Raw genomic sequence first — 22598 nt, 5'->3', positions numbered from 1 at the left:
AGGGGGAATCCCCTCCCTTCATCGATTTATTTATGCCTGCTACGCAGGTTCTCGACCACTGCCGTCAAATCCAGCCCCTGATCCTGCAGCAGTACCAGCAGGTGATACATCAGATCCGACGCTTCGTTCTTCAGTTCGAACTGGTCATGCACCGTCGCGGCCAGCGCGGTTTCCACGCCTTCTTCCCCGACCTTTTGCGCAATACGCTTGGTACCGCTGGCGTACAGCTTCGCGGTATATGAGCTTTGCGGATCCGCATGCTTACGCTCGGCCAGCAGTTGCTCCAGCTGATACAGGAACAGCCACTGGTGGCCGGCGTCACCGAAGCAGCTTGATGTGCCTTTATGGCAGGTCGGACCGATTGGGTTAACCAGCACCAGCAGGGTATCGTTGTCGCAATCCGGCGTAATGCTCACCACGTTGAGAAAGTTGCCGGAGGTTTCCCCTTTGGTCCACAGACGCTGTTTGGTCCGCGAATAAAAGGTCACTTTACCGCTCTCTTCGGTCTTCGCCAGCGCATCCTGATTCATATAGCCCAGCATCAGGACTTCGCCGGAGATGGCGTGCTGTACGATGGCCGGCATCATGCCGTCGGTTTTTTCCCAGTCCAGCTGTTCAGTTAACATACCCTAATCTCCACGCCCTGTGCTGCCAGGTACGTTTTTAGTTCACCAATATTAATAATCTGCTTGTGGAACACCGACGCCGCCAGCGCACCGTCGACGTTGGCGTCGCGGAAGGCTTCAAGGAAGTGCTCCATGGTGCCGGCGCCGCCGGAGGCGATAAGCGGTACGTGGCAGACGGCGCGGACTTTGCGCAACTGCTCAAGATCGTAGCCGTTACGCACGCCATCCTGATTCATCATGTTCAGCACGATCTCGCCGGCGCCACGTTTCTGGACTTCCTGCACCCAGTCGAGAGTCTCCCACTGAGTCACGCGCGTGCGGCTCTCATCGCCGGTGTACTGGTTGACGTGATATTTACCGCTCTCGGCATCAAACCAGGTGTCGATACCCACCACAATACACTGCACGCCAAAACGATCGGCCAGACGGGTAATCAGCGTCGGATCGGCCAGCGCCGGGGAGTTAATCGAAATCTTGTCGGCGCCGAAGGAGAGAATCTGCGCCGCATCGTCGAGGGATTTAATTCCGCCCGCGACGCAGAAAGGAATATCGATCACTTCCGCTACCCGCGACACCCAGCTTTTATCGACGACGCGGCCGTCGCTGGAGGCGGTGATATCGTAGAACACCAGCTCATCAGCGCCTTCGTCGGCATAGCGTTTCGCCAGCGGGACGATATCGCCGATGATTTCGTGATTACGGAACTGCACGCCTTTCACTACCTGGCCGTCACGAACGTCGAGGCAGGGGATTATCCGTTTTGCCAGCATTGAATGGCCTCCGTTACATTAAATTTACCTTCCAGCAGCGCGCGACCGACAATCACGCCGCGCACACCGGTTCCGCGCAGCGCGGCAATATCCTGCAGATCGCCGATACCGCCAGAAGACTGAAAGGCCACTTGCGGATAGCGGGCGCACACTTCTTCATACAGCGCGACGTTGGACCCCGCCAGAGTGCCATCGCGAGAGATATCGGTGCACAGGACGTGCTGCAGCCCGACGGATTGATAGCTCTCCACCAGCTCTTCCAGCGTCACGCCGGAGTTTTCCTGCCAGCCGCTCACTGCCACCTGCTTGTTGCCTTCCGCGTCGATACGCACGTCCAGCGCCAGCACCAGATGCTGCGGGCCAAAACGCTTAAACCAGCCTTTTACCACTTCCGGCGATTTCACCGCCGTCGAACCCACCACCACGCGCGCCACGCCTGCGGCAAGCAGGGCCGCCACATCTTCTTCCGTCCGCACGCCGCCGCCAACCTGCACCGGTACGTTCACGCCGGCCACCAGCGTTTTCAGCAGCGGGATCTGGCGCCTGGCCGGGTCTTTCGCGCCGGTCAGGTCGACCAGATGCAGCACTTCGGCCCCTTGCGCCGCGTACGACTGCAGGCGCGGCAGCGGATCGTTGCCGTAGTCGCGCTGCTGACCGTAATCGCCCTGATGGAGACGGACAACCGTGCCGTCAATTAAATCTAAAGCAGGAATGATCATCACATCTCCAGGAAGTTTTTCAGCAGCTGTGCGCCGGCGCTGCCCGAGCGTTCCGGGTGGAACTGGACGCCAAAAAAGTTATCTTTCTGTACCGCCGCGGTGAACGGCTCGCCGTAATGACACTGGGCGATGGTGTAAGGATTCACCGGCATGGCATAGCTGTGAACGAAATAAAAATAAGCGCCGTCATCGATACCGCGGAACAGACGGTTCCCGGCTTTCGGATAGACCCGGTTCCAGCCCATATGCGGCAGCGGCAGCCCGTGGTCGGTCATTTTAGGCACGTCTTCTTCGATAATGCCCAGCAAATCCACGCCGTTGCTCTCTTCGCTACGCCGCCCCAGCAGCTGCATGCCGAGGCAGATGCCGAGCACCGGCTGGGTGCAGGCTTTCACCAGCTCAATCAGCTCGCGTTCGCGAATCTGGTCCATGGCCGCCTGCGCGGTACCGACGCCGGGTAAAAACAGTTTATCGGCGCGCAGCACCACATCCGGATCGCGGCTGACCGCCGGCTCATAGCCGTGGCGGCCGATTGCCGACTTTACCGAATTGAGGTTGGCGCAGCCGGTGTCGAGGATCACCACGTTCATCACAGGACTCCTTTCGACGAGGGCAGCGTATCGCCCTGCACGCGAATGGCCTGACGCAGCGTACGGCCAAAGGCCTTAAACAGGCTTTCGACGCGATGATGGTCGTTCTTGCCCTTCGTTTTCAGGTGCAGCGTGACCGCCATGGTGTAGGAGAGCGAGCGGAAGAAGTGCTCAACCATCTCGGTGCTCAGATCGCCGACGCGCTGATAGGCGAAGTCGGCTTTATATTCCAGGTGCGGGCGACCGGAAATATCCAGCGCGCAGCGGGCCAGACATTCGTCCATCGGCAGCACAAACCCAAAACGGTTGATCCCGCGCTTATCGCCCAGCGCCAGCCTCAACGCCTCGCCCAGCGCCAGACCGGTATCTTCCACGGTGTGGTGATCGTCAATATAGAGGTCGCCGCCAACGTTAATTTCAAGACGGAAGCCGCCGTGGGTGGCGATTTGATCGAGCATATGATCGAAGAAGCCGACGCCGGTGTGGATTTTGCTGCCGCCTTCGCGATCCAGCCAGACTTTGACATCCACCTGGGTCTCTTTGGTGTTGCGCTCAACGTGGGCATAGCGGTCGCGGCGAGTCAGCTGTTCGCAGATAGTCGGCCAGTTCAGCGTCTCGCGATCATAGCGCAGGCCAGTAATGCCCATGTTATCCGCCAGCTGGATGTCGGTGGCGCGATCGCCGATAACGTAGCTGTGAGCTTTATCCATGACGCCTTCTTCCAGCCACGGCAGCACCAGCTGGGTTTTCGGCTTACGGCATTCGCAGTTGTCAGCCGGCAGATGCGGACAAATCAGCACGTCGTCGAAACTGACGCCCTGGGAAGAGAACACCTGCATCATCAGATTGTGCGGGCCGTCAAACTCCGCCTGCGGCAGACTGTCGGTCCCCAGACCGTCCTGATTGGTGATCATCACCAGTTTGTAACCTTCCTGCTGCAGTTTCAGCAGGGCCGGGATCACCTGCGGCTCAAAGGCCAGCTTTTCAAAGCGGTCTACCTGAAAATCAACCGGTGGCTCGGAAATCAGCGTACCGTCACGGTCAATAAAGAGAAACTTCTGGGTCATACATTCTCCGCAGTCAAAGCGTCAATCACGCGCTGGCTCTCTGCACGGGTACCGATAGTGATACGCAAACAGCCGCTTAATGAGGGTTGTTTATTCTGGTCTCGTAAGATAATGCCCTGATCCCACAAAGATTTAAACACTGCGCTGGACGCTTTAAAGCGCACGAGGACATAGTTAGTCTCGGAGTCAAAGACCTGTTCAACGCACGGGATACCGCGCAGCTGGCCGATCAGATACTCGCGCTCGTCGAGAATCTGCGCCACGCGCGCGCGCATCGCGGCGATACCCTGCTCGTTGAGCGCCTGGGCGGCAATGTCGGCTACCGGCGTTGACAGCGGGTAGGGGGCGATGACCTTCATTAACAGGCTAATCACCTCGGCGTTCGCGAGGGTAAACCCACAGCGCAGCCCGGCGAGGGCAAAGGCTTTTGACAACGTGCGCAGCACCACCAGGTGCGGATAGTCGCTCAGCCAGCCGGCCAGCGTCGCCTGCGGGCAGAATTCGATATAGGCTTCATCGGCCACCACGATCGCCTTCCCGCGGGTCATCTCCAGCAGCTTACGCATGTCGTCGGGATTGATAATCTGTCCGGTCGGGTTATTGGGGCTGCAAACAAAAACCACCTTCACACCGTCGAGATTGGCGGCAATACCGGGCAGATCGAGCTGCCAGTCGCTCAGGGCCGGCACGGTACGACAGGCCACGCCGATGGTTTCGGCGCTGACGCTGTACATGCCGTAGGTTGGCGGGCAATAGAGCACCGCATCTTGTCCCGGTTCGCAGAAGGCGCGGATCAGCAGCTCGATACCTTCATCGGCGCCGCGGCTGACCAGAATCTGCTCCGGCTTAACGCCGGCATAGCGGGCATAATTCTCAATCACCGCCCTGGGCTGGCATTCCGGATAGCGGTTCAGCGTCTGCTGGGTCAGCTGAAATTCGACGGCGGTCGGGAATTCATTAGCGTTCAACCAGACATCGCCTTTGCCGCCCAGACGGCGAGCAGACTGATAAGGCGTCAGATCGCGCACGTTAGCGCGGGCTAAATCTTCGATGCTCATGCTTGCTCCTTAAGGGCTGCAACGCGCAGCGTAACGGCATTTTTGTGGGCGGTCAGGCGCTCTGCGGCGGCGAGGATCTCAATGGTCGAGGCGAGGGCGGCAAAACCTTCGCGCGACAGCTCCTGCACGGTCATTCGTTTCTGGAAGTCCGCCAGTCCCAGACTTGAACAGGTGGCGGTATAGCCATAGGTCGGCAGCACGTGGTTGGTGCCGGAGGCATAATCACCGGCGGACTCCGGCGACCAGTCGCCGAGGAACACCGAACCGGCGCTGGTAATGTTGTCAACCAGTTCACGGGCGTTACGGGTCTGGATAATCAGGTGTTCCGGACCGTACTGGTTGGAGATTTCTACGCACTGGGCGAGATCGCGGGCCACGATAATACGGCTGGCCGAGAGCGCTTCCCGGGCGGTCTCCGCACGCGGCAGCTCCGCCAGCTGGCGCTCAACGGCGCGGGCGACCTGTTGCCCCATCGCCGCATCCGGCGTCAGCAGGATCACCTGAGAATCCGGGCCGTGCTCCGCCTGCGACAGCAGATCAGAGGCGACAAAGTCCGGCGTCGCGCCGCCGTCGGCAATCACCAGCACTTCCGACGGTCCCGCCGGCATATCGATCGCCGCGCCGTCCAGTCGCTGGCTGACCTGGCGCTTGGCTTCGGTGACGAAGGCGTTGCCCGGGCCAAAAATCTTATCAACTTTTGCCACCGACTCGGTGCCGAAAGCGAGGGCGGCAATCGCCTGAGCGCCGCCGACGTTGAAGATTGTGCGCACGCCGCAAAGCTGGGCCGCGTAAAGAATCTCATCGGCAATCGGTGGCGGCGAGCACAGAACCACCTGCTGGCATCCCGCGATGCGCGCCGGCGTCGCCAGCATCAGTACCGTCGAGAACAGCGGCGCAGAACCGCCGGGAATATAGAGGCCGACGGAGGCGATAGGGCGAGTCACCTGCTGGCAACGTACGCCCGGCAGCGTCTCCACATCCACGCCCGGCAGTTTTTGCGCGTTGTGGAAGGTCTCGATATTGCTGACCGCGACCGCCATGGCTTGTTTCAGCTCATCGCTGAGGCGCGCGCCGGCGGCGGCAATCTCTTCTTCGCTGACTTGCAGCGTTTTGACGTCGGTTTTATCAAACTTTGCGCTGTATTCACGCAGCGCCGCGTCGCCATTGTTTTTGACGTTATCAAGAATGTCCGCTACCGTGCGGGTGATGCTGTCGGAGGCAGAAATCGCCGGGCGCATTAAGAGCTGCTGCTGCTGTTGTGCGCTACAGCTGTTCCAGTCGATGATGGTATTGAAGCTCATGGTCGTTTCCCCTGTCTAATCTCTGAGACAGACCCGTCGGGCCTGTTCCCCGTGGATTACTCCATCATTTTCTCGATGGGCAGTACCAGAATGGAGCTGGCACCCAGCGCTTTCAGTTTTTCCATGGTTTCCCAGAACAGGGTTTCGCTGCTGACCATGTGCATGGCAACGCGCTGTTTGTCACCTGCCAGCGGCAGAATGGTCGGGCGCTCAGCGCCAGGCAGCAGGGCCACCACTTCCTCCAGACGTTCGGTCGGGGCGTGCATCATGATGTATTTGGATTCGCGCGCCTGAATCACCCCCTGAATACGGGTCAGCAGGCGGTCGATTAGCTGCTGTTTGGCATCGGCCATTTCGCCATCGCGCTGAATCAGGCAGGCTTTAGAGCGGAACATCACTTCTACTTCGCGCAGACCGTTGGCCTCCAGGGTGGCGCCGGTGGAGACCAGGTCGCAAATGGCGTCGGCCAGGCCAGCGCGCGGGGCGACTTCAACGGAACCGTTCAGCAGACAGGATTTAAAGGAGATGCCTTTCTGATCGAGGTAGCGCTTCAGCAGGTGCGGGTAGGAGGTGGCAATACGTTTGCCGTCCAGCGACGCCGGGCCGTCCCAGCGTTCATCCGCCGGAGTGGCCAGCGACAGGCGGCAGCCGCCAAAATCAAGACGACGCAGAGTGAAATAGCGCGGGTCTTCACCCTGAGCGCGACGGCTCAGCAGCTCTTCTTCCAGCACGTTCTCGCCAATGATGCCCAGATCCACCACGCCGTCCATAATCAGGCCCGGGATATCGTCATCGCGGACACGCAGAATGTCGATCGGCATATTTTCCGCCAGCGCAATCAGACGCTGGGTGTGCAAATTCACTTTAATGCCACAACGGCTCAGTAATTCGCGTGAATCTTCACTCAGGCGGCCTGATTTTTGAATAGCTATGCGTAAACGGCTGTTGTCTAACATTCTTGTTTCCTCTTAATTCCTGTCTGAATCTGTCCGAATTTGGTTCAAAAAAAAGCCCCCGGAAGTAAATCTTCCGGGGGCTCTATTCGCGCTCATGCACCTCTGGAAGATCTAAACGTCTTCCAGCACACATCGCCTGAAAGACTAGTCAGGATGATGGTGATGATGATGGTGTTTAAATTGAACGCTGTTCATAAAATTCTCTTTGAATGACTATGCATTTGATGCCTTTTAACCTAAACCACTTCAAGCGCAGAAAGCAAGGGCTTTTTGCCATCATTAATTCATTTCATCTTCACTGAAGAAATTGTCAGTTGCCGCTGGCTGGCGTAGCCTTAAGTCAGCACAGCGAAAGAGTCAGGAGCCAGGTATGAAAAAGGTCGCAATTGTCGGTTTAGGATGGCTGGGCATGCCGCTCGCTTTGTCATTGAGCGCGCGGGGATGGCAGGTTACCGGCAGCAAAACCACCCAGGACGGCGTGGAGGCGGCGAGGATGTGCGGTATCGACAGCTTTCCGTTACGCCTGGAGCCGCAGCTGGTCTGCGATGCCGAAGATCTGGATGCATTGATGAACGTGGATGCGCTGGTGATTACGCTGCCGGCTCGCCGCAGCGGGCCCGGGGAGGATTTTTATCTGCAGGCGGTACAGGAGCTTGTCGATACGGCGCTGGCCTACCATATCCCGCGGATCGTCTTCACCAGTTCCACTTCCGTATACGGCAATGCCAGCGGGACGTTAAAAGAAAATTCGCCGCGCGATCCGCAAACCGCCAGCGGCAGGGTGTTGAAGGAGCTGGAGGACTGGCTGCACAACCTTCCGGGCACCTCGGTGGATATTTTGCGTCTGGCCGGACTGGTAGGGCCCTCTCGTCATCCCGGGCGTTTCTTTGCCGGGAAGTCCGCGCCGGACGGTCAGCACGGCGTGAACCTGGTACACCTGCAGGATGTCATTTCAGCAATCGAGCTGCTGCTGCAGGCTCCGAAGGGCGGACACATCTATAATATATGTGCGCCCAAACATCCGGCGCGCGGCGTGTTCTATCCGCAAATGGCCCGTGAACTTGGCTTACCGGCCCCGGTGTTTGCCGATAGCCCAAATGGCGGCAGCGGAAAAATTATTGATGGTAACCGTATCTGCTATGAACTGGGGTTTGACTATCAGTACCCCGATCCGCTGGTGATGCCGATGGAGTAATCCGCCAGCGGGGAATCGCGAACCTAAGGGGGCGGCGATGAAACCACTGCTGGATGTCCTCGTCATTCTGGATGCGCTGGAAAAAGAGGGGAGCTTTGCCGCTGCGTCGGCAAAGCTGTACAAAACGCCTTCTGCGCTGAGCTATACCATTCATAAACTGGAAAGAGATCTCAATATACAGCTGCTTGACCGCAGCGGCCATCGGGCGCGCTTTACCCCCACCGGACAGATGCTGCTGGAAAAGGGGCGCGAAGTTCTGCATACCGTCCGCGAGCTGGAAAAACAGGCGATTAAACTGCATCAGGGCTGGGAAAATGCGCTGGTGCTGGCGGTGGATAACACCTTTCCCTTCTTTTTACTGGCGCCTCTGGTGAGCCGCTTCTATCAGCAGCATACCGCTGCCCGACTGCGTTTTGTCCGCGATACGCCGGCCAGTGGCTGGAGTGCGCTGGTGGAAGGGCGGGCTGATATCGTCGTAGGGGTCTTAAGCGACCCGCCGGCGCTCGTCGGCTATGGTTTTAGCCCGCTGGGCGAGCTGGCGCACATCTTTGTTATCGCGCCGCAGCACCCGCTGGCAAAAATGGATGCGCCGTTAAGCTGGCGGGCGATGAAACACTATCGGGCTATCGTCAGCGGGGGAGAATGGCCGCCGGTTGACGATCAGGAAAGCCTCGTGACGTACGATTTTGCCGGCCAGCTGATGTTGATTAGCGCGGGGCTCGGATGGGGGTATGTGCCCAGGTATCTGGTGCAGGATCAGCTGGAAAGCGGTGAGCTGATAGAGAAAGAGGTGGCCTCTCATTTACCCGCGCATCGCGCATGGCTTGGCTGGAATGAAGACGCCGCCGGACTCTCTTGCGCATGGTGGCGCAGCGAGATTTTAGCAAATAATGCTATCCATACGATCTATGATATTAAAATTGTATAAATATTAATCTGTTAAGTAATTGTGGCGACGATTTGCCGCTTCAACATCTTGTCATTTGGCCAGTAAGTGTTGCAAAATACGCGGCCTGAAAAAATAGAAACTAGCCGACGCTTTTTTAAAGTGTCGGTTATTTTTTTGCTTTAAAGACACATCATTCAATACCAAGAGGCCGGGCTTCGTACCGGATAGATATTTACTAAAAACCGACAGTCGTTGTCGCTGAGGAATACACTAAAATGGGGCAATTTTTTGCTTACGCGCTGGCCTTCGCCGTAAAAGGGGATAACCACCATGTCGCATAACGCTACTCCAAAAACCTCTCGCGTGGAATTACGTAAAACGCTTACGTTGATTCCGGTTGTAATGATGGGCCTGGCCTATATGCAGCCGATGACGCTGTTCGATACGTTTGGTATCGTCTCTGGTTTGACCGACGGTCACGTCGCGACGGCTTACGCCTTCGCGTTGATCGCCATTCTCTTTACGGCACTCAGCTACGGTAAACTGGTTCGTCGTTTCCCGTCAGCGGGTTCCGCTTACACCTACGCTCAGAAATCCATCAGCCCGGCCGTGGGCTTTATGGTGGGCTGGTCATCGCTGCTGGACTATCTGTTCATGCCGATGATCAACATTCTGCTGGCCAAAATTTACTTTGAAGCGCTGGTGCCTTCTATTCCTTCGTGGATCTTCGTTGTCGCGCTGGTGGCCTTTATGACCATCTCTAACCTGCGCAGCATCAAGACCGTAGCAAACTTCAACACCCTGATCGTTATCCTGCAGATGGGGATCGTGGCGGTGATTGTTGGCCTGATTATCTACGGCGTGATGCACGGCGAAGGCGCAGGCACACTGACCAGCACCCGTCCGTTCTGGTCTGAAGGGGCGCACGTGGTGCCGATGATTACCGGTGCGACCATTCTGTGCTTCTCGTTCCTGGGCTTCGATGGCATCTCTTCGCTGTCTGAAGAGACCAAAGACGCTGAGCGCGTGATTCCGAAGGCTATTTTCCTGACTGCGTTGATTGGCGGCCTGATTTTCATCGGTGCCTCTTACTTCCTGCAGCTCTATTTCCCGGATATCTCGCGCTTTAAAGATCCGGACGCATCGCAGCCTGAAATTATGCTGTACGTCGCGGGTAAAACCTTCCAGTGGGGCGTGCTGATCTTCTCCAGCGTGACCGTGCTGGCTTCCGGCATGGCCGCACATGCAGGCGTTTCTCGTCTGATGTACGTCATGGGCCGCGATGGCGTGTTCCCGACCCGTTTCTTCGGCTACGTACATCCGAAATGGCGTACTCCGGCGTGGAACGTGCTGCTGGTTGGCGCGATTGCTCTGCTGGCGATTAAATTCGACCTGGTGACGGCGACGGCGCTGATTAACTTTGGTGCGCTGGTGGCATTTACCTTCGTTAACCTGTCGGTCATCTCCCAGTTCTGGATCCGTGAAAAGCGTAACAAGACGCTGAAAGATCACTTTAACTACCTGATCCTGCCGGTGTGCGGCGCCCTGACCGTGGGTGCGCTGTGGATTAACCTGGAAGAGAGCTCAATGATTCTGGGCCTGATCTGGGGCGGTATTGGTCTGGTGTACCTGGCCTGCGTGACCAAAAGCTTCCGCAACCCGGTACCGCAGTACGAAGACGTAGCGTAACCATCGCCCGTTGTGATTAAAAAAGCCGGAGGGAAACCTCCGGCTTTTTTGTTTTTGTCCTCTGCCGTTCCCGGCCTGACTGCGGCTGATAACCCGAATCACGCCTTCCTACATCACCTTCAGAAGCGCATCCAGCAGCCCGGGAAAGCGCGCGTCGAGATCCTCCCGGCGCAGGGAAATCATATTCTCCCGCCCCTGAGGGCGCTGCCAGATGACGCCGCTATCGCGCAGGACGCGCCAGTGGTGGGTCATCGTCGACTTGGCGATGTCTTCATGACGCAATGCGTTACAGCTCTGCTCGCTGCCGTCGGCCAGGATGCGAACGATCTCCAGGCGCATCGGGTTACCAAGGGCAAAAAGAACATTTTCCAGGCGAATGTGTTCACGTTCGGGGTGATTGGCGATCATAATAATCCTGTGTCGGCGGTTGCGCGGCTCCCGGGAGTCGCGGCCCGTATCGGCGGCTGGCAGCTAATATATCCAAACTGAGGGTCTAACGCCACGCGTGCAAGCCGTCGCTTCACCAATGACAGTAATAGCAAAAATAGTTCGAATATACTCGTACAGTTGTACTATGATGACGGCAGTTAACCACTCTGCGGCACCATTTGGCCGCTTACTGACAGTCAAAATGACTAAGGACGCATCATGCCCCGACCCATCCCTCTCGAACGTTATCGCAACATCGGTATCTCCGCGCATATCGATGCCGGTAAAACCACCACCACCGAGCGCATTCTGTTTTACACCGGAATGAGCCACAAACTGGGTGAAGTACACGATGGCGCGGCAACCACTGACTGGATGGCGCAGGAGCAAGAGCGCGGAATTACGATTACTTCCGCTGCGGTGAGCTGCTTCTGGCCCGGCATGGACCGTAGCTTCGAGCCGCATCGTATCAATATTATCGATACCCCGGGCCACGTGGATTTCACCATCGAAGTAGAGCGCTCGATGCGCGTGCTGGATGGTGCGGTGATGGTCTATGACTCCGTCGGCGGCGTGCAGCCGCAATCGGAAACCGTGTGGCGACAGGCGAATAAATATCACGTTCCGCGGCTGGCCTTCGTCAATAAAATGGACCGTCCGGGCGCCGACTTCTTCCGCGTCGTGCAGATGATGATTGACCGCCTGAAAGCGAATCCCGTGCCGATCGTAATCCCCGTTGGTGCCGAGGAGCATTTCACCGGCGTGGTGGATCTCATCAAAATGCGCGCCATTTTATGGGATGACGCAACCCAGGGGATGACTTTCAGCTATGCGCCGGTACCGGACGAGCTGCTGGCAACCGCCCGGCAGTGGCGAGAAAAAATGGTCTCCGCAGCGGCGGAAGCTAACGATGAGCTGATGGATAAATATCTCGAGAGCGGCGAGTTGAGCGAGGCCGATATTGTGGCCGGGCTGCGTAAACGTACCGTCGGCGGCGAAATTCAGCCGGTGCTGTGCGGCAGCGCCTTTAAAAATAAAGGCGTGCAGCGGATGCTGGATGCGGTTATCGAACTGATGCCTTCGCCGCAGGATGTGCCGGCGATTGACGGCGTTGATGAGAAAGGGCTGCCGGCGGAACGCCATCCTGGCGACGACGAACCGTTCTCGGCGCTGGCGTTTAAACTGATGACCGACCCGTACGTCGGCCAGCTGACCTTTATTCGTGTCTATTCCGGCACCCTGAAAAAAGGCGATGCGGTCTATAATCCGGTCAAAGGCAAGAAAGAACGCATCGGGCGTATTGTGCTGATGCATGCCAACGATCGCCATGAAGTGGATGAGCTGCATGCCGGGGATATTGCCGCCTGCGTCGGGTTGAAAGATGTCACCACCGGCGACACCCTGTGCGATCCGAATGCGATCATTACCCTGGAACGGATGGAGTTCCCGGAACCGGTGATTTCGCTGGCGATTGAGCCGAAAACCAAAGCGGATCAGGAGAAAATGGGGATTGCCCTACAGCGGCTGGCCTCTGAGGATCCCTCTTTCCGTCTGCATACGGATGAAGAGTCCGGACAGACAATTATCTCCGGGATGGGCGAACTGCACCTGGAAATTATCGTCGACCGGATGAAGCGTGAGTTTGGCGTTGAGGCGAATATCGGCCGTCCACAGGTCACCTACCGCGAAACACTGCGTAAAACGGTGAAAGAGGTGGAAGGTAAATTTGTCCGTCAGTCCGGCGGGAAAGGGCAGTATGGTCATGTTGTGCTGACCCTCGAACCGCTGGCGCCGGGGAGCGGTTTTGTGTTTGAAGACGCAACGAAAGGCGGCGTGGTGCCACGCGAGTACATTCCTTCGGTGGAGAAAGGCTTGCGTGAAGCGATGGGCACCGGCGTGCTGGCGGGTTATCCGGTCGTCGATGTCAAAGCGACCCTGACATTTGGTTCGTATCATGATGTCGACTCGTCGGAAATGGCCTTCCGCATGGCGGCGATTTTTGGCTTCAAGGAGGGGGCGCGCAGAGCCGATCCGGTGATTCTCGAACCGGTGATGCATGTGGAGGTGGAAACGCCGGAAGAGTATGCCGGGAATATTATGGGCGATCTCTCTTCTCGTCGTGGCATGGTGCAGGGGATGGAAGAGCGATTCGGCAGCCAGATTATCCGCGCGGATGTTCCGCTGGCTGAAATGTTTGGCTATTCCACTACGCTGCGCTCGATGTCGCAGGGACGAGCGACCTACAGTATGGAGTTCCATCACTACGCGGAAGCCCCGCGCAACGTGGCTGACGCGATTATCGCCAGCCGCGCCAAAGGCTAAATCACCGTTCCCGGGTCGTGGCTCTTGCCTCACCCGGGAGACGGGAGCGTGCTGTATTGGGTTTTATCGCCCGGACAGGGCGCAGCAAGCGCCGCCTCCGGGCGCTCCCGCAAATTAAACAATCTCCTGCGCGTATTGCCACAGCGCCTTCAGCTGTGCGAGCTTTTCACTGTCCTGTTCATGCTGTTGATACAGCATCTGCAACTCATCGGCATAGGCCTGTAAAAACGCCGGCGTAAACACCTCGCGACGATGTTCTAACCAGCGCTGCTGCTCGGCCTCGTCAAGGCTGCCGGGGAAGTTGCGGGCGCGGTAGTTAAACAGCAGACGCTCGATCCGTTTGTCGGCAAAAGTAATATCCAGCGCCGGCAGGTTGCGCGGCTCGGTTTCCAGCACAATTTTCATCGCCGCGCGGTCGGCATCGCTGAAAAAGCCGTTATAGAGCTGAGTATCGACGTTGTCGGAGGGAACAAACGGCTCCGCTTCAGCGAAAATAGCCACCGCTTTTTCCCGCACCTGCGGATGACTGCGCAACAGCTGCAGGTTATCCAGACAGCGCTGGCGGTTAATCCCCAGGCGGTCGGCATCCTGCGGGCGTAGCGTATTATCCTGCGCCAGCACCGGGCATTTGTTGAGATGAACCAGCTTAATCGGTACCGCCGCCAGTTCGCCCAGATCGGCTTTTGGCGTGTACAGACGCTCGCGTAGGGTATCGGCATCCAGTTCCAGCAGCGGCGTCATATCGCCGGCCAGATCGACCATGATCACCGCATTGCGGTTATCCGGATGCCAGGCCAGCGGTGCCACCAGGCTGGTGTTGCCGCGCGCCGCGCCGAACATGCCGGAAACATGGACCAGCGGCTTCATTTGCGGAACGTCGATCAGCGTCGCCAGCTTGCGCTTGTTGCGATGACTATAGAGATAGTCAAACAGACGCGGTTGCCGGGCTTTGACCAGTTTTGCCATGGCGATGGTGGCGTAAACGTCGGCCATCGCGTCGTGGGCGTTGCTGTGTTCAATATCATTAGCGACAGTCAGATGCTCAAGGCGAAAGCTTGGCAGTCCGTCGTCGTTCTCCGGCCAGTTGATCCCTTCCGGGCGCAGGGCGTAACAGGCGCGCATTACATCCAGCAGATCCCAGCGAGAGTTGTCGTGCTGCCAGCTCCAGGCGTAGGGATCGTAAAAGTTACGATAGAAAATATTCCGGCTGACCTCATCATCGAAGCGCACGTTGTTATAGCCGACGATGCAGGTTTTCGGCACCGTGAACAGATCGTGAATCCGGCGGGCAAAGGCGGCTTCATTATCGCCTTTGGCGTTCGCTTCCTGCGGGGTGATCCCGGTTATCATCACCGCCTGCGGCTGCGGCAGATAGTCGTCGGCCAGTTTGCAGTAGAAAACCTCCGGCTCACCGATGATATTCAGTTCGGCATCGGTGCGAATGGCGGCGAACTGGGCCGGCCGATCGAGCGCAGGGTGGGTACCGAAGGTTTCGTAATCGTGGAATAAAAATCCGGGCTGGTTGGCGCTATCTTGCATAATCTGTTCATTTTCCATGGTGGCTGGCACCCGTTATGGTAAACGATTTACCTGGGCATCAGAAGGGCGTTGGCTGCGCGGCGCTTTTGCCGTGTCATATTTTCTTGCAATTAAACCCTGATTTGAAAGGAGAACTTCCGTAAAAAGGACGGCGAATCTGTCAATTTAGAGGATATGCCGTTGAAAGGCCGTTTTTTTATTGCTGTAACTTTGCTCGCTTCGAGCGTTTCTTGCGCATTTGCTGCCAATGATTTCACCGTCACCGTGCCGCCACCGTCCATTCAGGCGGGCTCCTGGGTACTGATGGATTACACGACCGGGCAGATCCTGACTGCGGGTAATGAACACCAGCAGCGCAACCCTGCCAGCCTGACCAAACTCATGACCGGATACGTCGTCGATCGCGCCATCGACAGTCATCGTATCTCCTTTGACGATATTGTGACCGTCGGCCGCGACGCCTGGGCGAAAGGCAACCCTGTCTTTGACGGCTCGTCGTTGATGTTCCTTAAGGCCGGCGATCGGGTCAGCGTCCGGGATTTAAGCCGCGGCCTCATCGTCGACTCCGGCAATGATGCCTGCGTGGCGCTGGCTGATTATGTCGCAGGCGGCCAGCCGCAGTTCGTGGCCATGATGAATGAGTACGTAAAAAAACTGCATCTGCAGGATACCCACTTTGAAACCGTGCATGGCCTGGATGCGCCGGGTCAACACAGCTCGGCGTACGATCTTGCGGTGCTGTCGCGGGCGATCATTCACGGCGAGCCTGACGTTTATCACATGTACAGCCAAAAAAGCCTGACGTGGAACGGGATCACCCAGCAGAACCGGAACGGGCTGCTGTGGGATAAGACCATGAATGTTGATGGATTAAAGACCGGGCATACCTCCGGCGCCGGCTTTAACCTGATTGCCTCCGCGGTGGACGGCCAGCGGCGCCTGATTGCCGTAGTGATGGGGGCCGATAGCCCGAAAGGGCGCGAACAGCAGGCGGCAAAACTGCTGCACTGGGGTCAGCAAAATTTCGACACCGTTCAGGTGCTGCAAAAGGGCAAAAAGGTCGGCAGCGAACGTATCTGGTACGGTGATAAAGAACAAATCCAGCTGGGTACCGATCAGGATTTCTGGCTGGCGCTGCCGAAGTCGGAAGTGCCGCGTATTAAAGCCAAATATGTGCTGGATAAAAAAGATCTTGAGGCGCCAATTGCCGCAAATCAACGGGTCGGGGAAATCTCACTCTATGACGGCGACAAAGTGGTCGCTCACTGGCCGCTGGTGACGCTGGAAAGCGTCGGCAAGGGCGGGGTGTTCTCGCGGATGAGCGATTATCTGCATCACGCGCTGTAACCGCAACGCCCCGCACGGGGCGTTTTTTTTGCTCATTTTTCGCCCCCCTTCATTGGCCACTCTGTGAATCAGCGCACATACTGATGTGCATCACCTGGCTACAGTATATGTACGTTTATACAGTTGTTATCACTGGTGGAGGCAATATGAACTACAGCGTGAAGTCCGTCGGCAAACGAACCATTGCCGGTTTTCATATGGTGGGGCCCTGGGAGCAGACCGTTAAACAGGGTTTTGAGCAGCTTATGGCGTGGGTCAGCGGCCGTCAGACTCCGGCACAGGAGTGGGTGGCCGTTTACTATGACAATCCCGATCAGGTTCCACCGGAGAAGCTGCGCTGCGATACGGTGGTCACCGTAGCAGACGATTTCGTCATTCCGCCCAACAGCGAAGGGGTTATTCTCACTGAGATTGCCGGGGGAGAGTATGCAGTCGCCAGCGCGCGGGTGGAAAATCACGACTTCTCGACGCCGTGGCTGGCGTTCTTCAATAGCCTGGTGCAGAGCAAGGCGTATCGGCTGGCGGAAAAACCCTGTTTTGAGGTCTATCTCAACGACGGCAATCAGGACGGTTACTGGGACATCGAAATGTATGTCGCGGTGGAACGGGTGGCGAAATAAGCGCTTACCCCTGCAGTGGACAAGGTTTTTTACATTAGCGTACTGCTTACATTGAAAAAGCAGTTACAATTGGCCTTTGCTTCCTGCCGCCGTTTGCTTGCTGGAGAGGTCTGTGCGCGCTGATAAATCACTTAAGCCTTTCGAAATCCGTCTGTATCGCCACTATCGCGTGGTGCATGGTATTCGAATTGCTCTGGCCTTTGTCCTTACCTTTTTGCTGGTTCGTTTGCTGAATGTACCGGAAGGGACGTGGCCTCTGATCACTCTGGTGGTGGTGATGGGGCCGATTTCGTTCTGGGGCAACGTCGTACCGCGCGCCTTTGAGCGTATCGGCGGCACTATCCTGGGCTCGGCGCTCGGGCTGGTGGCGTTAAAGCTTGAGCTTATCTCCTTACCCGTCATGGTGCTGTGGTGCGCGGTGGCGATGTTCCTCTGCGGCTGGCTGGCGTTAGGGAAAAAACCGTATCAGGCGCTGCTCATCGGCATTACGCTGGCGGTGGTGGTGGGCGCGCCGCCAGGGGATATGCACACCGCGCTATGGCGAAGCGGCGATGTTATCTTTGGTTCCCTGCTGGCCATGCTGTTCACCGGCATCTGGCCGCAGCGGGCGTTCCTGCACTGGCGAATCCAGATGGCAAATTACGTCACCGCCTTCAACCGTCTTTATCAGGCCGGGTTCTCCCCCAATCTGGTGGAAAGACCGCGGCTGGAAAAACATCTGCAAAAAGTGCTTAACGATGTGGTGAAGATGCGCGGGCTGATTACCCCGGCGAGTAAAGAAACCCATATCCAGAAAGCCATCTTTGAAGCTATTCAAACCGTGAGTCGTAACCTGGTCTGCATGCTGGAACTGCAGATCAATGCATACTGGAGCTCGCGTCCCGGCCATTTTGTGATGCTGAACGCCCACACGCTGCGCGAGACCCAGCAGATGACCCAGCAAACGCTGCTGACGATTGCGCATGCGCTGTATGAAGGTAATCCGCAGCCGATTCGCGCCAACACGGAAAAACTCAATGATATCGTCGCCGAACTGCGCGAACTAATGAAAGAGCATCAGGGAGATAGCCTGGCGGAAACCCCGATCCACGGCTACGTCTGGCTGACGATAGAACTGGCGCGCCAGCTTGAACTGCTGTCGAATTTAATCTGCCGGGCTTTGCGTAAATAAAAACCAGATGCGCGCAATTTGCCCACAGGTTGCTTCGATTCAGCAGCATTTAGGGTTATGATAAACGTAAAGGAAAAAACATTGTCATCCGCGGCTGCTAACAGTTATGTTAGCCCTATATAGCAGTCGCTTTAGCGAATCCGAATCTCAAATATTAGGGGTGTAAAAATGGAAACAACTAAGCCTTCTTTCCAGGACGTACTGGAGTTTGTTCGTCTGTATCGTCGTAAGAACAAATTGCAGCGTGAAATTCAGGACGTTGAGAAAAAGATCCGTGATAACCAGAAGCGCGTACTGCTGCTGGACAACCTCAGTGACTACATCAAACCGGGCATGAGCGTTGAAGCTATTCAGGGCATCATCGCCAGCATGAAAAGCGATTACGAAGATCGTGTTGATGACTACATCATCAAAAATGCCGAACTGTCGAAAGAACGTCGTGACATTTCCAAAAAGCTGAAAGTCATGGGCGAAGCGAAGGTCGAAGAGTAATCGCATCGTACCTGCCCGGCGGCGGCTCTCGCCGTCGGGAATTATCCCCTCTCTGATTTATCTCCTTCTCCCGGTGGCGAACCGCTGCGTCACGCCAGCTTTCATGCGCGACGGCGTTCACGACGGGCTATGGCAAATCACCTGCAAGTGCTACGAGGAACATGATGGACAATCTTTCGGCCTTCATCGCCGACATTCCGCTGCCGGACCGCGCGGCGATGGCTCAGGCGCAACAACATCTGGATGGGTTATTGAAACCACCGGGCAGTCTGGGACGACTGGAGGCGCTGGCAGTACAGCTGGCCGGAATGCCAGGGCTGCAGGGACAGCTGCAGCTGGCGGAAAAAGCCATTGTGGTGATGTGCGCCGATCACGGCGTCTGGCACGAAGGGGTGGCGATCTCGCTGCAGGCCGTTACGGCGATTCAGGCGATAAACATGACCCGCAAGAATACCGGCGTCTGCGTGCTGGCGGCCCAGGCGGGCGCGCAGGTGCATGTAGTCGATGCCGGTATCGACGCGGATCCGATCCCTGGGCTGGTGGATATGAGAGTGGCGCGCGGCAGCGGTAATATTGCCCGCACGGCGGCAATGAGCCGGGAACAGGCGACGGCGCTGCTGCTGGCCAGCATTCGCTATACGCGAGAACTGGCGTCGCAGGGCGTACGCGTGTTCGGCGTTGGCGAACTGGGGATGGCGAACACCACGCCGGCGGCGGCGGTCGTCAGCGTTCTTACCGGGAACGACGCGCAGGATGTGGTGGGCATCGGCGCTAACCTGCCGGTCTCGCAGTTGGGACACAAAGCCGATGTCGTCCGTCGGGCGATTGCTGTGAATCAGCCGCAGGCCGACGATGGTCTTGACGTGCTGGCGAAAGTCGGCGGATTTGATTTGGTGGGGATGACCGGCGTGATGCTGGGCGCCGCCTCCTGCGGACTGCCGGTTGTGCTGGACGGTTTCCTCTCCTATGCCTCCGCACTGGCAGCCTGCCGTCTGGCTCCAGGCGTGCATTCGTATCTGATCCCTTCACATCTGTCGGCGGAAAAAGGGGCGCGTATTGCGCTGGAACATCTGCAGCTGAAGCCCTATCTGGATATGGATATGCGGCTGGGAGAGGGGAGCGGTGCCGCGCTGGCGATGCATCTTGTGCAGGCGGCGTGCACCGTATTTAACGAAATGGGCACCCTGGCGGAGAGTAATATCGTGCTGCCGGAAAGCCGCTAAGCCAGATTCAGGGCGACGGCCGTCGCCCTGAATTTTTGCGGATTTACAGCGCTTTTTGCCATACGCTCTGCGGCAGCAGATAGACATTCGCTTCCGCGTTCATGCCGTCCGTGACGATGTGATGAATCCCGCTGGCCATGACGGCTAGGGTTACGTCAAAGGCGTTCAGGCTGTCACCAAATCCCGCAGTCAGGTTCAGCATTGAGCCGTTGGCCATCAGGTAGACGGTTTTATCGCCCACCCGGTACGCATTAATATACGGCATCACCTCATCGTGGCTGAAGTGACGCAGGTAGCCGCAGTCGATCTCTTCCGCAACGTGGCCGACATTGAGAATAAAGACGCCATCTTTGGCGTTATCCAGCGCCGTACTATTGACCACTTTTTTCGCACCGGTTGCCGTAGCGACAACATCTGCCGAGGCGATGGCATCCTGTAAATCAACAACATGCCAGCCATCGTAGGCCGCCTGCAGGCGACGGGCGGGATCGATCTCTGCCACCATCACCTGTCCGCCAAAGGCTTTTGCTGCGGCGGCAACGCCTTGTCCCACCAGACCGTAGCCAATGACCAGCACTTTCTTCTCATGCAGCGTCAGGTGAGTCGTCTGGAAGAAGGTGTGCCAGGCCGTGAGACCCACCATATGGCGGTTATGCAGTCCCTCTTTAACCGGGAGATCGTCCCAGTTAAAGATAGGGTAGCCGGGACGAATATCGCCCAGGCGGCTGACGCCGGAGCCGGTTGCTTCCAGACCGGCGACGATGTTGCCAAATTCGCCGCGCTGGTGCAGCAGGGTGGTGATATCGGCGCCCATTTCACACAGATGGGTCGGGCCCCAGGCGATCGCTTTTTCCCAGGACTGCTGCCAGTCGGCATCGCTCATATCGCGCCAGGCGCAGGCTTGTGCACCGCGCTCTACCAGCCAGGCGACAACGTCGTCCTGAACGGTGGTGGGGTTACAGGTGGTCAGAAAGACTTTCGCTCCTTTCTCCAGTATCCCCTGCACCAGCGGAATCATTTTCATATCCAGATGCATGCAGCAGGCCAGGCGGACATGGCTCAGATCGGGAAGGGCGGCGACCTGACGCAGCGTGCGCGGCATATTCTGGCTGGCCCATGCCACGTCTTTCACTAAATTTGTCTTATTATTCACTGTATTGTGACCTTCAATCCGTAGAGTGGGTTAAATCCCGGTGGGGAAATGATTCTAACGTAGTGTCCCGGGATCACATAACGGCGGCGCATCGCTAAATTCAGGGGGGAGGGAAGTAGCCCTTCGAAAGATATGGTTGTTAAAATATGGTTAAAAAATGAAAATAAAATATAAGTAATTTATATGACGTGAGTGAGCCGTTCGATGTTAAGCGTTTTACCGACCGCACTGTTTTCGCGGGTCCGCATTTTTCTTGGCCGATTAAAGCCGCATGCTCTGCCCGTTGCCCGAAAACATATCCTCCTCGGCTCGATAGGTGCCGGTACGGGGCTGGCCGTCACCAGTATGTTCAGCCACTGGCTGCTGGGTGAGATGAATCTGTGGTTTATTGCGCCGATGGGGGCCTCTGCAGTGCTGCTGTTCGGCGTGCCGAGCAGTCCGCTGGCGCAGCCGTGGTCAATCGTCGGGGGGAATGTGGTTTCGGCGTTGATCGGTGTTACCGTCGGGATGTGGGTGCCTCAGCTTGCCCTGGCCTGTGGTCTGGCAGCCGGACTGGCTATCGCCGCCATGTACTTCCTCCGCTGTCTGCATCCGCCCGGCGGTGCCGTTGCGCTGACGGCTATCCTCGGCGGAGCGGGCGTACACAGCGCGGGATACCACTTTGTGCTGACGCCGGTACTGCTAAATTCGGCGATGCTGGCGCTACTGGCAATCATCTTCAACAACCTGGTCGGGCGCCGCTATCCCCACCCTCTGGCGGCTGAAGAGGTCAAACCCAAGGTTGTGCCGCTGGGGATCCCGGTGACTCGTGAAGATATTCATGCCGCATTACTCGACGGTCAGTTCCTTGATATTGATGAGGATGACGTGCAGGAACTGCTGGAAAACATCGAGCAAAAGGCACGTATGCGGATGGCCGCCGCGCCGAAAGCATAACGGCACGGGGCCCGGGAAGGTTAAAGCTCTCCGGTCATATATTGGGCGACGCCGCGGCCAAAACTCCAGTCGCCTTTCTGGTTACCGATCACGGAAATCATCAGGTCATCAGCGCTGAGTCCGCAATGTTCCTGCAGCTCAGCGAGCAGGGTGGCATAGAAGAGCTGCTTTTGTTCTTCGCTGCGCGGGCTGGTGTACACCCGCACGACCAGCAGCTTGTTGCTGCGCGTGAATCCCAGTCCGGTATCCTCAATCACCATATGGTGGGCCTTGTTTTCGTGAACAATCTGGTAGCGATCGCGCTCCGGCACTTTAAACGCATGAATAACCGCGCGATGTGCGGCATCCAGCAGAGTATTAAGTTCGCGTTCGCTACGGCCTTCAATCACATCAAATATCAGTAACGGCATGGCAGGTACTCCTTACTTCCGCGGTTGGTAAGCTGACTTCCGCGATGCTAATCCATGTTCTGCCGGGCAAAAACCGCTATAGTGGAATTCATTGTT

At 57.2% G+C, this 22598-nt stretch carries 24 protein-coding genes and 1 other annotated feature; of the genes, 11 read left to right on the top strand and 13 right to left on the bottom strand.

The annotated features are described in order from the left end of the window. Nucleotides 1-26: 26 nt before the first annotated feature. From hisIE to hisL, 9 genes are all read right to left on the bottom strand, one after another. Nucleotides 27-626 carry a bifunctional phosphoribosyl-AMP cyclohydrolase/phosphoribosyl-ATP diphosphatase HisIE gene (gene hisIE / locus ROR01S_RS01840; RefSeq protein WP_015583934.1) on the bottom strand — a complete coding sequence of 200 codons (600 nt, stop codon included), beginning with the start codon at nucleotides 624-626 and terminating at the stop codon, nucleotides 27-29. Beyond that, nucleotides 620-1396, bottom strand: coding sequence for an imidazole glycerol phosphate synthase subunit HisF (gene hisF / locus ROR01S_RS01835; RefSeq protein WP_004864530.1), 777 nt, complete (start codon nucleotides 1394-1396; stop codon nucleotides 620-622). The genes hisIE and hisF overlap by 7 nt, the downstream gene beginning before the upstream one ends. After that, the gene (hisA, locus tag ROR01S_RS01830; protein WP_044348427.1) at nucleotides 1378-2115 is read right to left on the bottom strand and encodes a 1-(5-phosphoribosyl)-5-[(5-phosphoribosylamino)methylideneamino]imidazole-4-carboxamide isomerase; all 738 of its coding nucleotides are present in this window, start codon (nucleotides 2113-2115) and stop codon (nucleotides 1378-1380) included. Before hisA ends, hisF begins: the two co-directional genes overlap by 19 nt. Next, a complete protein-coding gene (gene hisH, locus ROR01S_RS01825) occupies nucleotides 2115-2705 on the bottom strand; it encodes an imidazole glycerol phosphate synthase subunit HisH (RefSeq protein ID WP_015583936.1) in 591 nt (196 codons plus the stop codon). The genes hisA and hisH overlap by 1 nt, the downstream gene beginning before the upstream one ends. Next, nucleotides 2705-3772, bottom strand: coding sequence for a bifunctional histidinol-phosphatase/imidazoleglycerol-phosphate dehydratase HisB (gene hisB, locus ROR01S_RS01820; RefSeq protein WP_015583937.1), 1068 nt, complete (start codon nucleotides 3770-3772; stop codon nucleotides 2705-2707). The genes hisH and hisB overlap by 1 nt, the downstream gene beginning before the upstream one ends. Further along, nucleotides 3769-4830 carry a histidinol-phosphate transaminase gene (gene hisC / locus ROR01S_RS01815; RefSeq protein ID WP_064359044.1) on the bottom strand — a complete coding sequence of 354 codons (1062 nt, stop codon included), beginning with the start codon at nucleotides 4828-4830 and terminating at the stop codon, nucleotides 3769-3771. Before hisC ends, hisB begins: the two co-directional genes overlap by 4 nt. Continuing rightward, on the bottom strand, nucleotides 4827-6131 hold the full coding sequence (gene hisD, locus ROR01S_RS01810; RefSeq protein ID WP_064359043.1) for a histidinol dehydrogenase: 1305 nt from the start codon (nucleotides 6129-6131) through the stop codon (nucleotides 4827-4829). Before hisD ends, hisC begins: the two co-directional genes overlap by 4 nt. A gap of 56 nt (nucleotides 6132-6187) precedes the next feature. After that, nucleotides 6188-7087 carry an ATP phosphoribosyltransferase gene (hisG, locus tag ROR01S_RS01805; protein ID WP_015583940.1) on the bottom strand — a complete coding sequence of 300 codons (900 nt, stop codon included), beginning with the start codon at nucleotides 7085-7087 and terminating at the stop codon, nucleotides 6188-6190. 46 nt (nucleotides 7088-7133) lie between these two features. Then, nucleotides 7134-7256: a sequence feature (His leader region), on the bottom strand. Then, a complete protein-coding gene (gene hisL / locus ROR01S_RS26920) occupies nucleotides 7232-7282 on the bottom strand; it encodes a his operon leader peptide (RefSeq protein WP_099130698.1) in 51 nt (16 codons plus the stop codon). It overlaps the preceding feature by 25 nt. Before the next feature lie 175 nt (nucleotides 7283-7457). Here hisL and ROR01S_RS01800 point away from each other — a divergent pair, with 175 nt between their 5' ends. The 4 genes from ROR01S_RS01800 (at nucleotide 7458) to ROR01S_RS01790 (ending at nucleotide 10860) form a co-directional block, all read left to right on the top strand. Beyond that, nucleotides 7458-8282, top strand: a complete 825-nt coding sequence (locus ROR01S_RS01800) for an SDR family oxidoreductase (protein ID WP_015583941.1) — start codon at nucleotides 7458-7460, stop codon at nucleotides 8280-8282. A gap of 37 nt (nucleotides 8283-8319) precedes the next feature. Next, complete coding sequence (locus tag ROR01S_RS01795) at nucleotides 8320-9210, top strand: LysR family transcriptional regulator (protein WP_064359042.1); 891 nt, start codon at nucleotides 8320-8322, stop codon at nucleotides 9208-9210. A gap of 236 nt (nucleotides 9211-9446) precedes the next feature. Beyond that, nucleotides 9447-9512, top strand: a complete 66-nt coding sequence (gene yoeI / locus ROR01S_RS27675; RefSeq protein WP_099002043.1) for a membrane protein YoeI — start codon at nucleotides 9447-9449, stop codon at nucleotides 9510-9512. After that, the gene (locus ROR01S_RS01790) at nucleotides 9502-10860 is read left to right on the top strand and encodes an APC family permease (protein WP_004864512.1); all 1359 of its coding nucleotides are present in this window, start codon (nucleotides 9502-9504) and stop codon (nucleotides 10858-10860) included. The genes yoeI and ROR01S_RS01790 overlap by 11 nt, the downstream gene beginning before the upstream one ends. Nucleotides 10861-10968: 108 nt before the next feature. Here the strand turns inward: ROR01S_RS01790 and ROR01S_RS01785 are convergent, their stop codons facing one another. Next, on the bottom strand, nucleotides 10969-11268 hold the full coding sequence (locus tag ROR01S_RS01785) for an ArsR/SmtB family transcription factor (RefSeq protein WP_004864510.1): 300 nt from the start codon (nucleotides 11266-11268) through the stop codon (nucleotides 10969-10971). A 240-nt stretch (nucleotides 11269-11508) separates the two neighbouring features. Here ROR01S_RS01785 and fusA point away from each other — a divergent pair, with 240 nt between their 5' ends. Beyond that, nucleotides 11509-13611, top strand: coding sequence for an elongation factor G (fusA, locus tag ROR01S_RS01780; protein ID WP_015583943.1), 2103 nt, complete (start codon nucleotides 11509-11511; stop codon nucleotides 13609-13611). Between the two features lie 114 nt (nucleotides 13612-13725). Here fusA and sbcB read toward each other — a convergent pair whose 3' ends face one another. Next, the gene (gene sbcB, locus ROR01S_RS01775) at nucleotides 13726-15150 is read right to left on the bottom strand and encodes an exodeoxyribonuclease I (protein ID WP_015583944.1); all 1425 of its coding nucleotides are present in this window, start codon (nucleotides 15148-15150) and stop codon (nucleotides 13726-13728) included. Between the two features lie 180 nt (nucleotides 15151-15330). Between sbcB and dacD the strand changes: the two genes are divergently transcribed. The 5 genes from dacD to cobT all read left to right on the top strand — a co-directional run bounded on the left by dacD (nucleotide 15331) and on the right by cobT (nucleotide 20003). Further along, on the top strand, nucleotides 15331-16497 hold the full coding sequence (gene dacD / locus ROR01S_RS01770) for a serine-type D-Ala-D-Ala carboxypeptidase DacD (RefSeq protein WP_064359126.1): 1167 nt from the start codon (nucleotides 15331-15333) through the stop codon (nucleotides 16495-16497). Between the two features lie 146 nt (nucleotides 16498-16643). Further along, complete coding sequence (gene sbmC / locus ROR01S_RS01765; RefSeq protein ID WP_064359041.1) at nucleotides 16644-17117, top strand: DNA gyrase inhibitor SbmC; 474 nt, start codon at nucleotides 16644-16646, stop codon at nucleotides 17115-17117. 112 nt (nucleotides 17118-17229) lie between these two features. Continuing rightward, the gene (locus ROR01S_RS01760; RefSeq protein ID WP_004864501.1) at nucleotides 17230-18288 is read left to right on the top strand and encodes an FUSC family protein; all 1059 of its coding nucleotides are present in this window, start codon (nucleotides 17230-17232) and stop codon (nucleotides 18286-18288) included. A 168-nt stretch (nucleotides 18289-18456) separates the two neighbouring features. Next, on the top strand, nucleotides 18457-18780 hold the full coding sequence (locus ROR01S_RS01755; RefSeq protein WP_004864499.1) for a DUF496 family protein: 324 nt from the start codon (nucleotides 18457-18459) through the stop codon (nucleotides 18778-18780). Between the two features lie 164 nt (nucleotides 18781-18944). After that, nucleotides 18945-20003, top strand: coding sequence for a nicotinate-nucleotide--dimethylbenzimidazole phosphoribosyltransferase (gene cobT, locus ROR01S_RS01750; RefSeq protein WP_064359040.1), 1059 nt, complete (start codon nucleotides 18945-18947; stop codon nucleotides 20001-20003). A gap of 43 nt (nucleotides 20004-20046) precedes the next feature. Here the strand turns inward: cobT and ROR01S_RS01745 are convergent, their stop codons facing one another. Then, complete coding sequence (locus ROR01S_RS01745) at nucleotides 20047-21156, bottom strand: adenosylhomocysteinase (protein ID WP_064359039.1); 1110 nt, start codon at nucleotides 21154-21156, stop codon at nucleotides 20047-20049. A 204-nt stretch (nucleotides 21157-21360) separates the two neighbouring features. Here ROR01S_RS01745 and ROR01S_RS01740 point away from each other — a divergent pair, with 204 nt between their 5' ends. Beyond that, entirely contained in the window at nucleotides 21361-22092 is a 732-nt protein-coding gene (locus ROR01S_RS01740) for an HPP family protein (protein ID WP_004864493.1), read from the top strand. A gap of 20 nt (nucleotides 22093-22112) precedes the next feature. Here ROR01S_RS01740 and ROR01S_RS01735 read toward each other — a convergent pair whose 3' ends face one another. Continuing rightward, a complete protein-coding gene (locus ROR01S_RS01735; protein WP_004864491.1) occupies nucleotides 22113-22502 on the bottom strand; it encodes a tautomerase family protein in 390 nt (129 codons plus the stop codon). Nucleotides 22503-22598: the final 96 nt, after the last annotated feature.

Source organism: Klebsiella ornithinolytica NBRC 105727 = ATCC 31898 (assembly GCF_001598295.1).
GTDB lineage: Bacteria > Pseudomonadota > Gammaproteobacteria > Enterobacterales > Enterobacteriaceae > Klebsiella > Klebsiella ornithinolytica.
The sequence above is the reverse complement of the archived record's forward strand: the minus strand, read 5'-3'. Positions and strand labels throughout refer to the sequence as shown.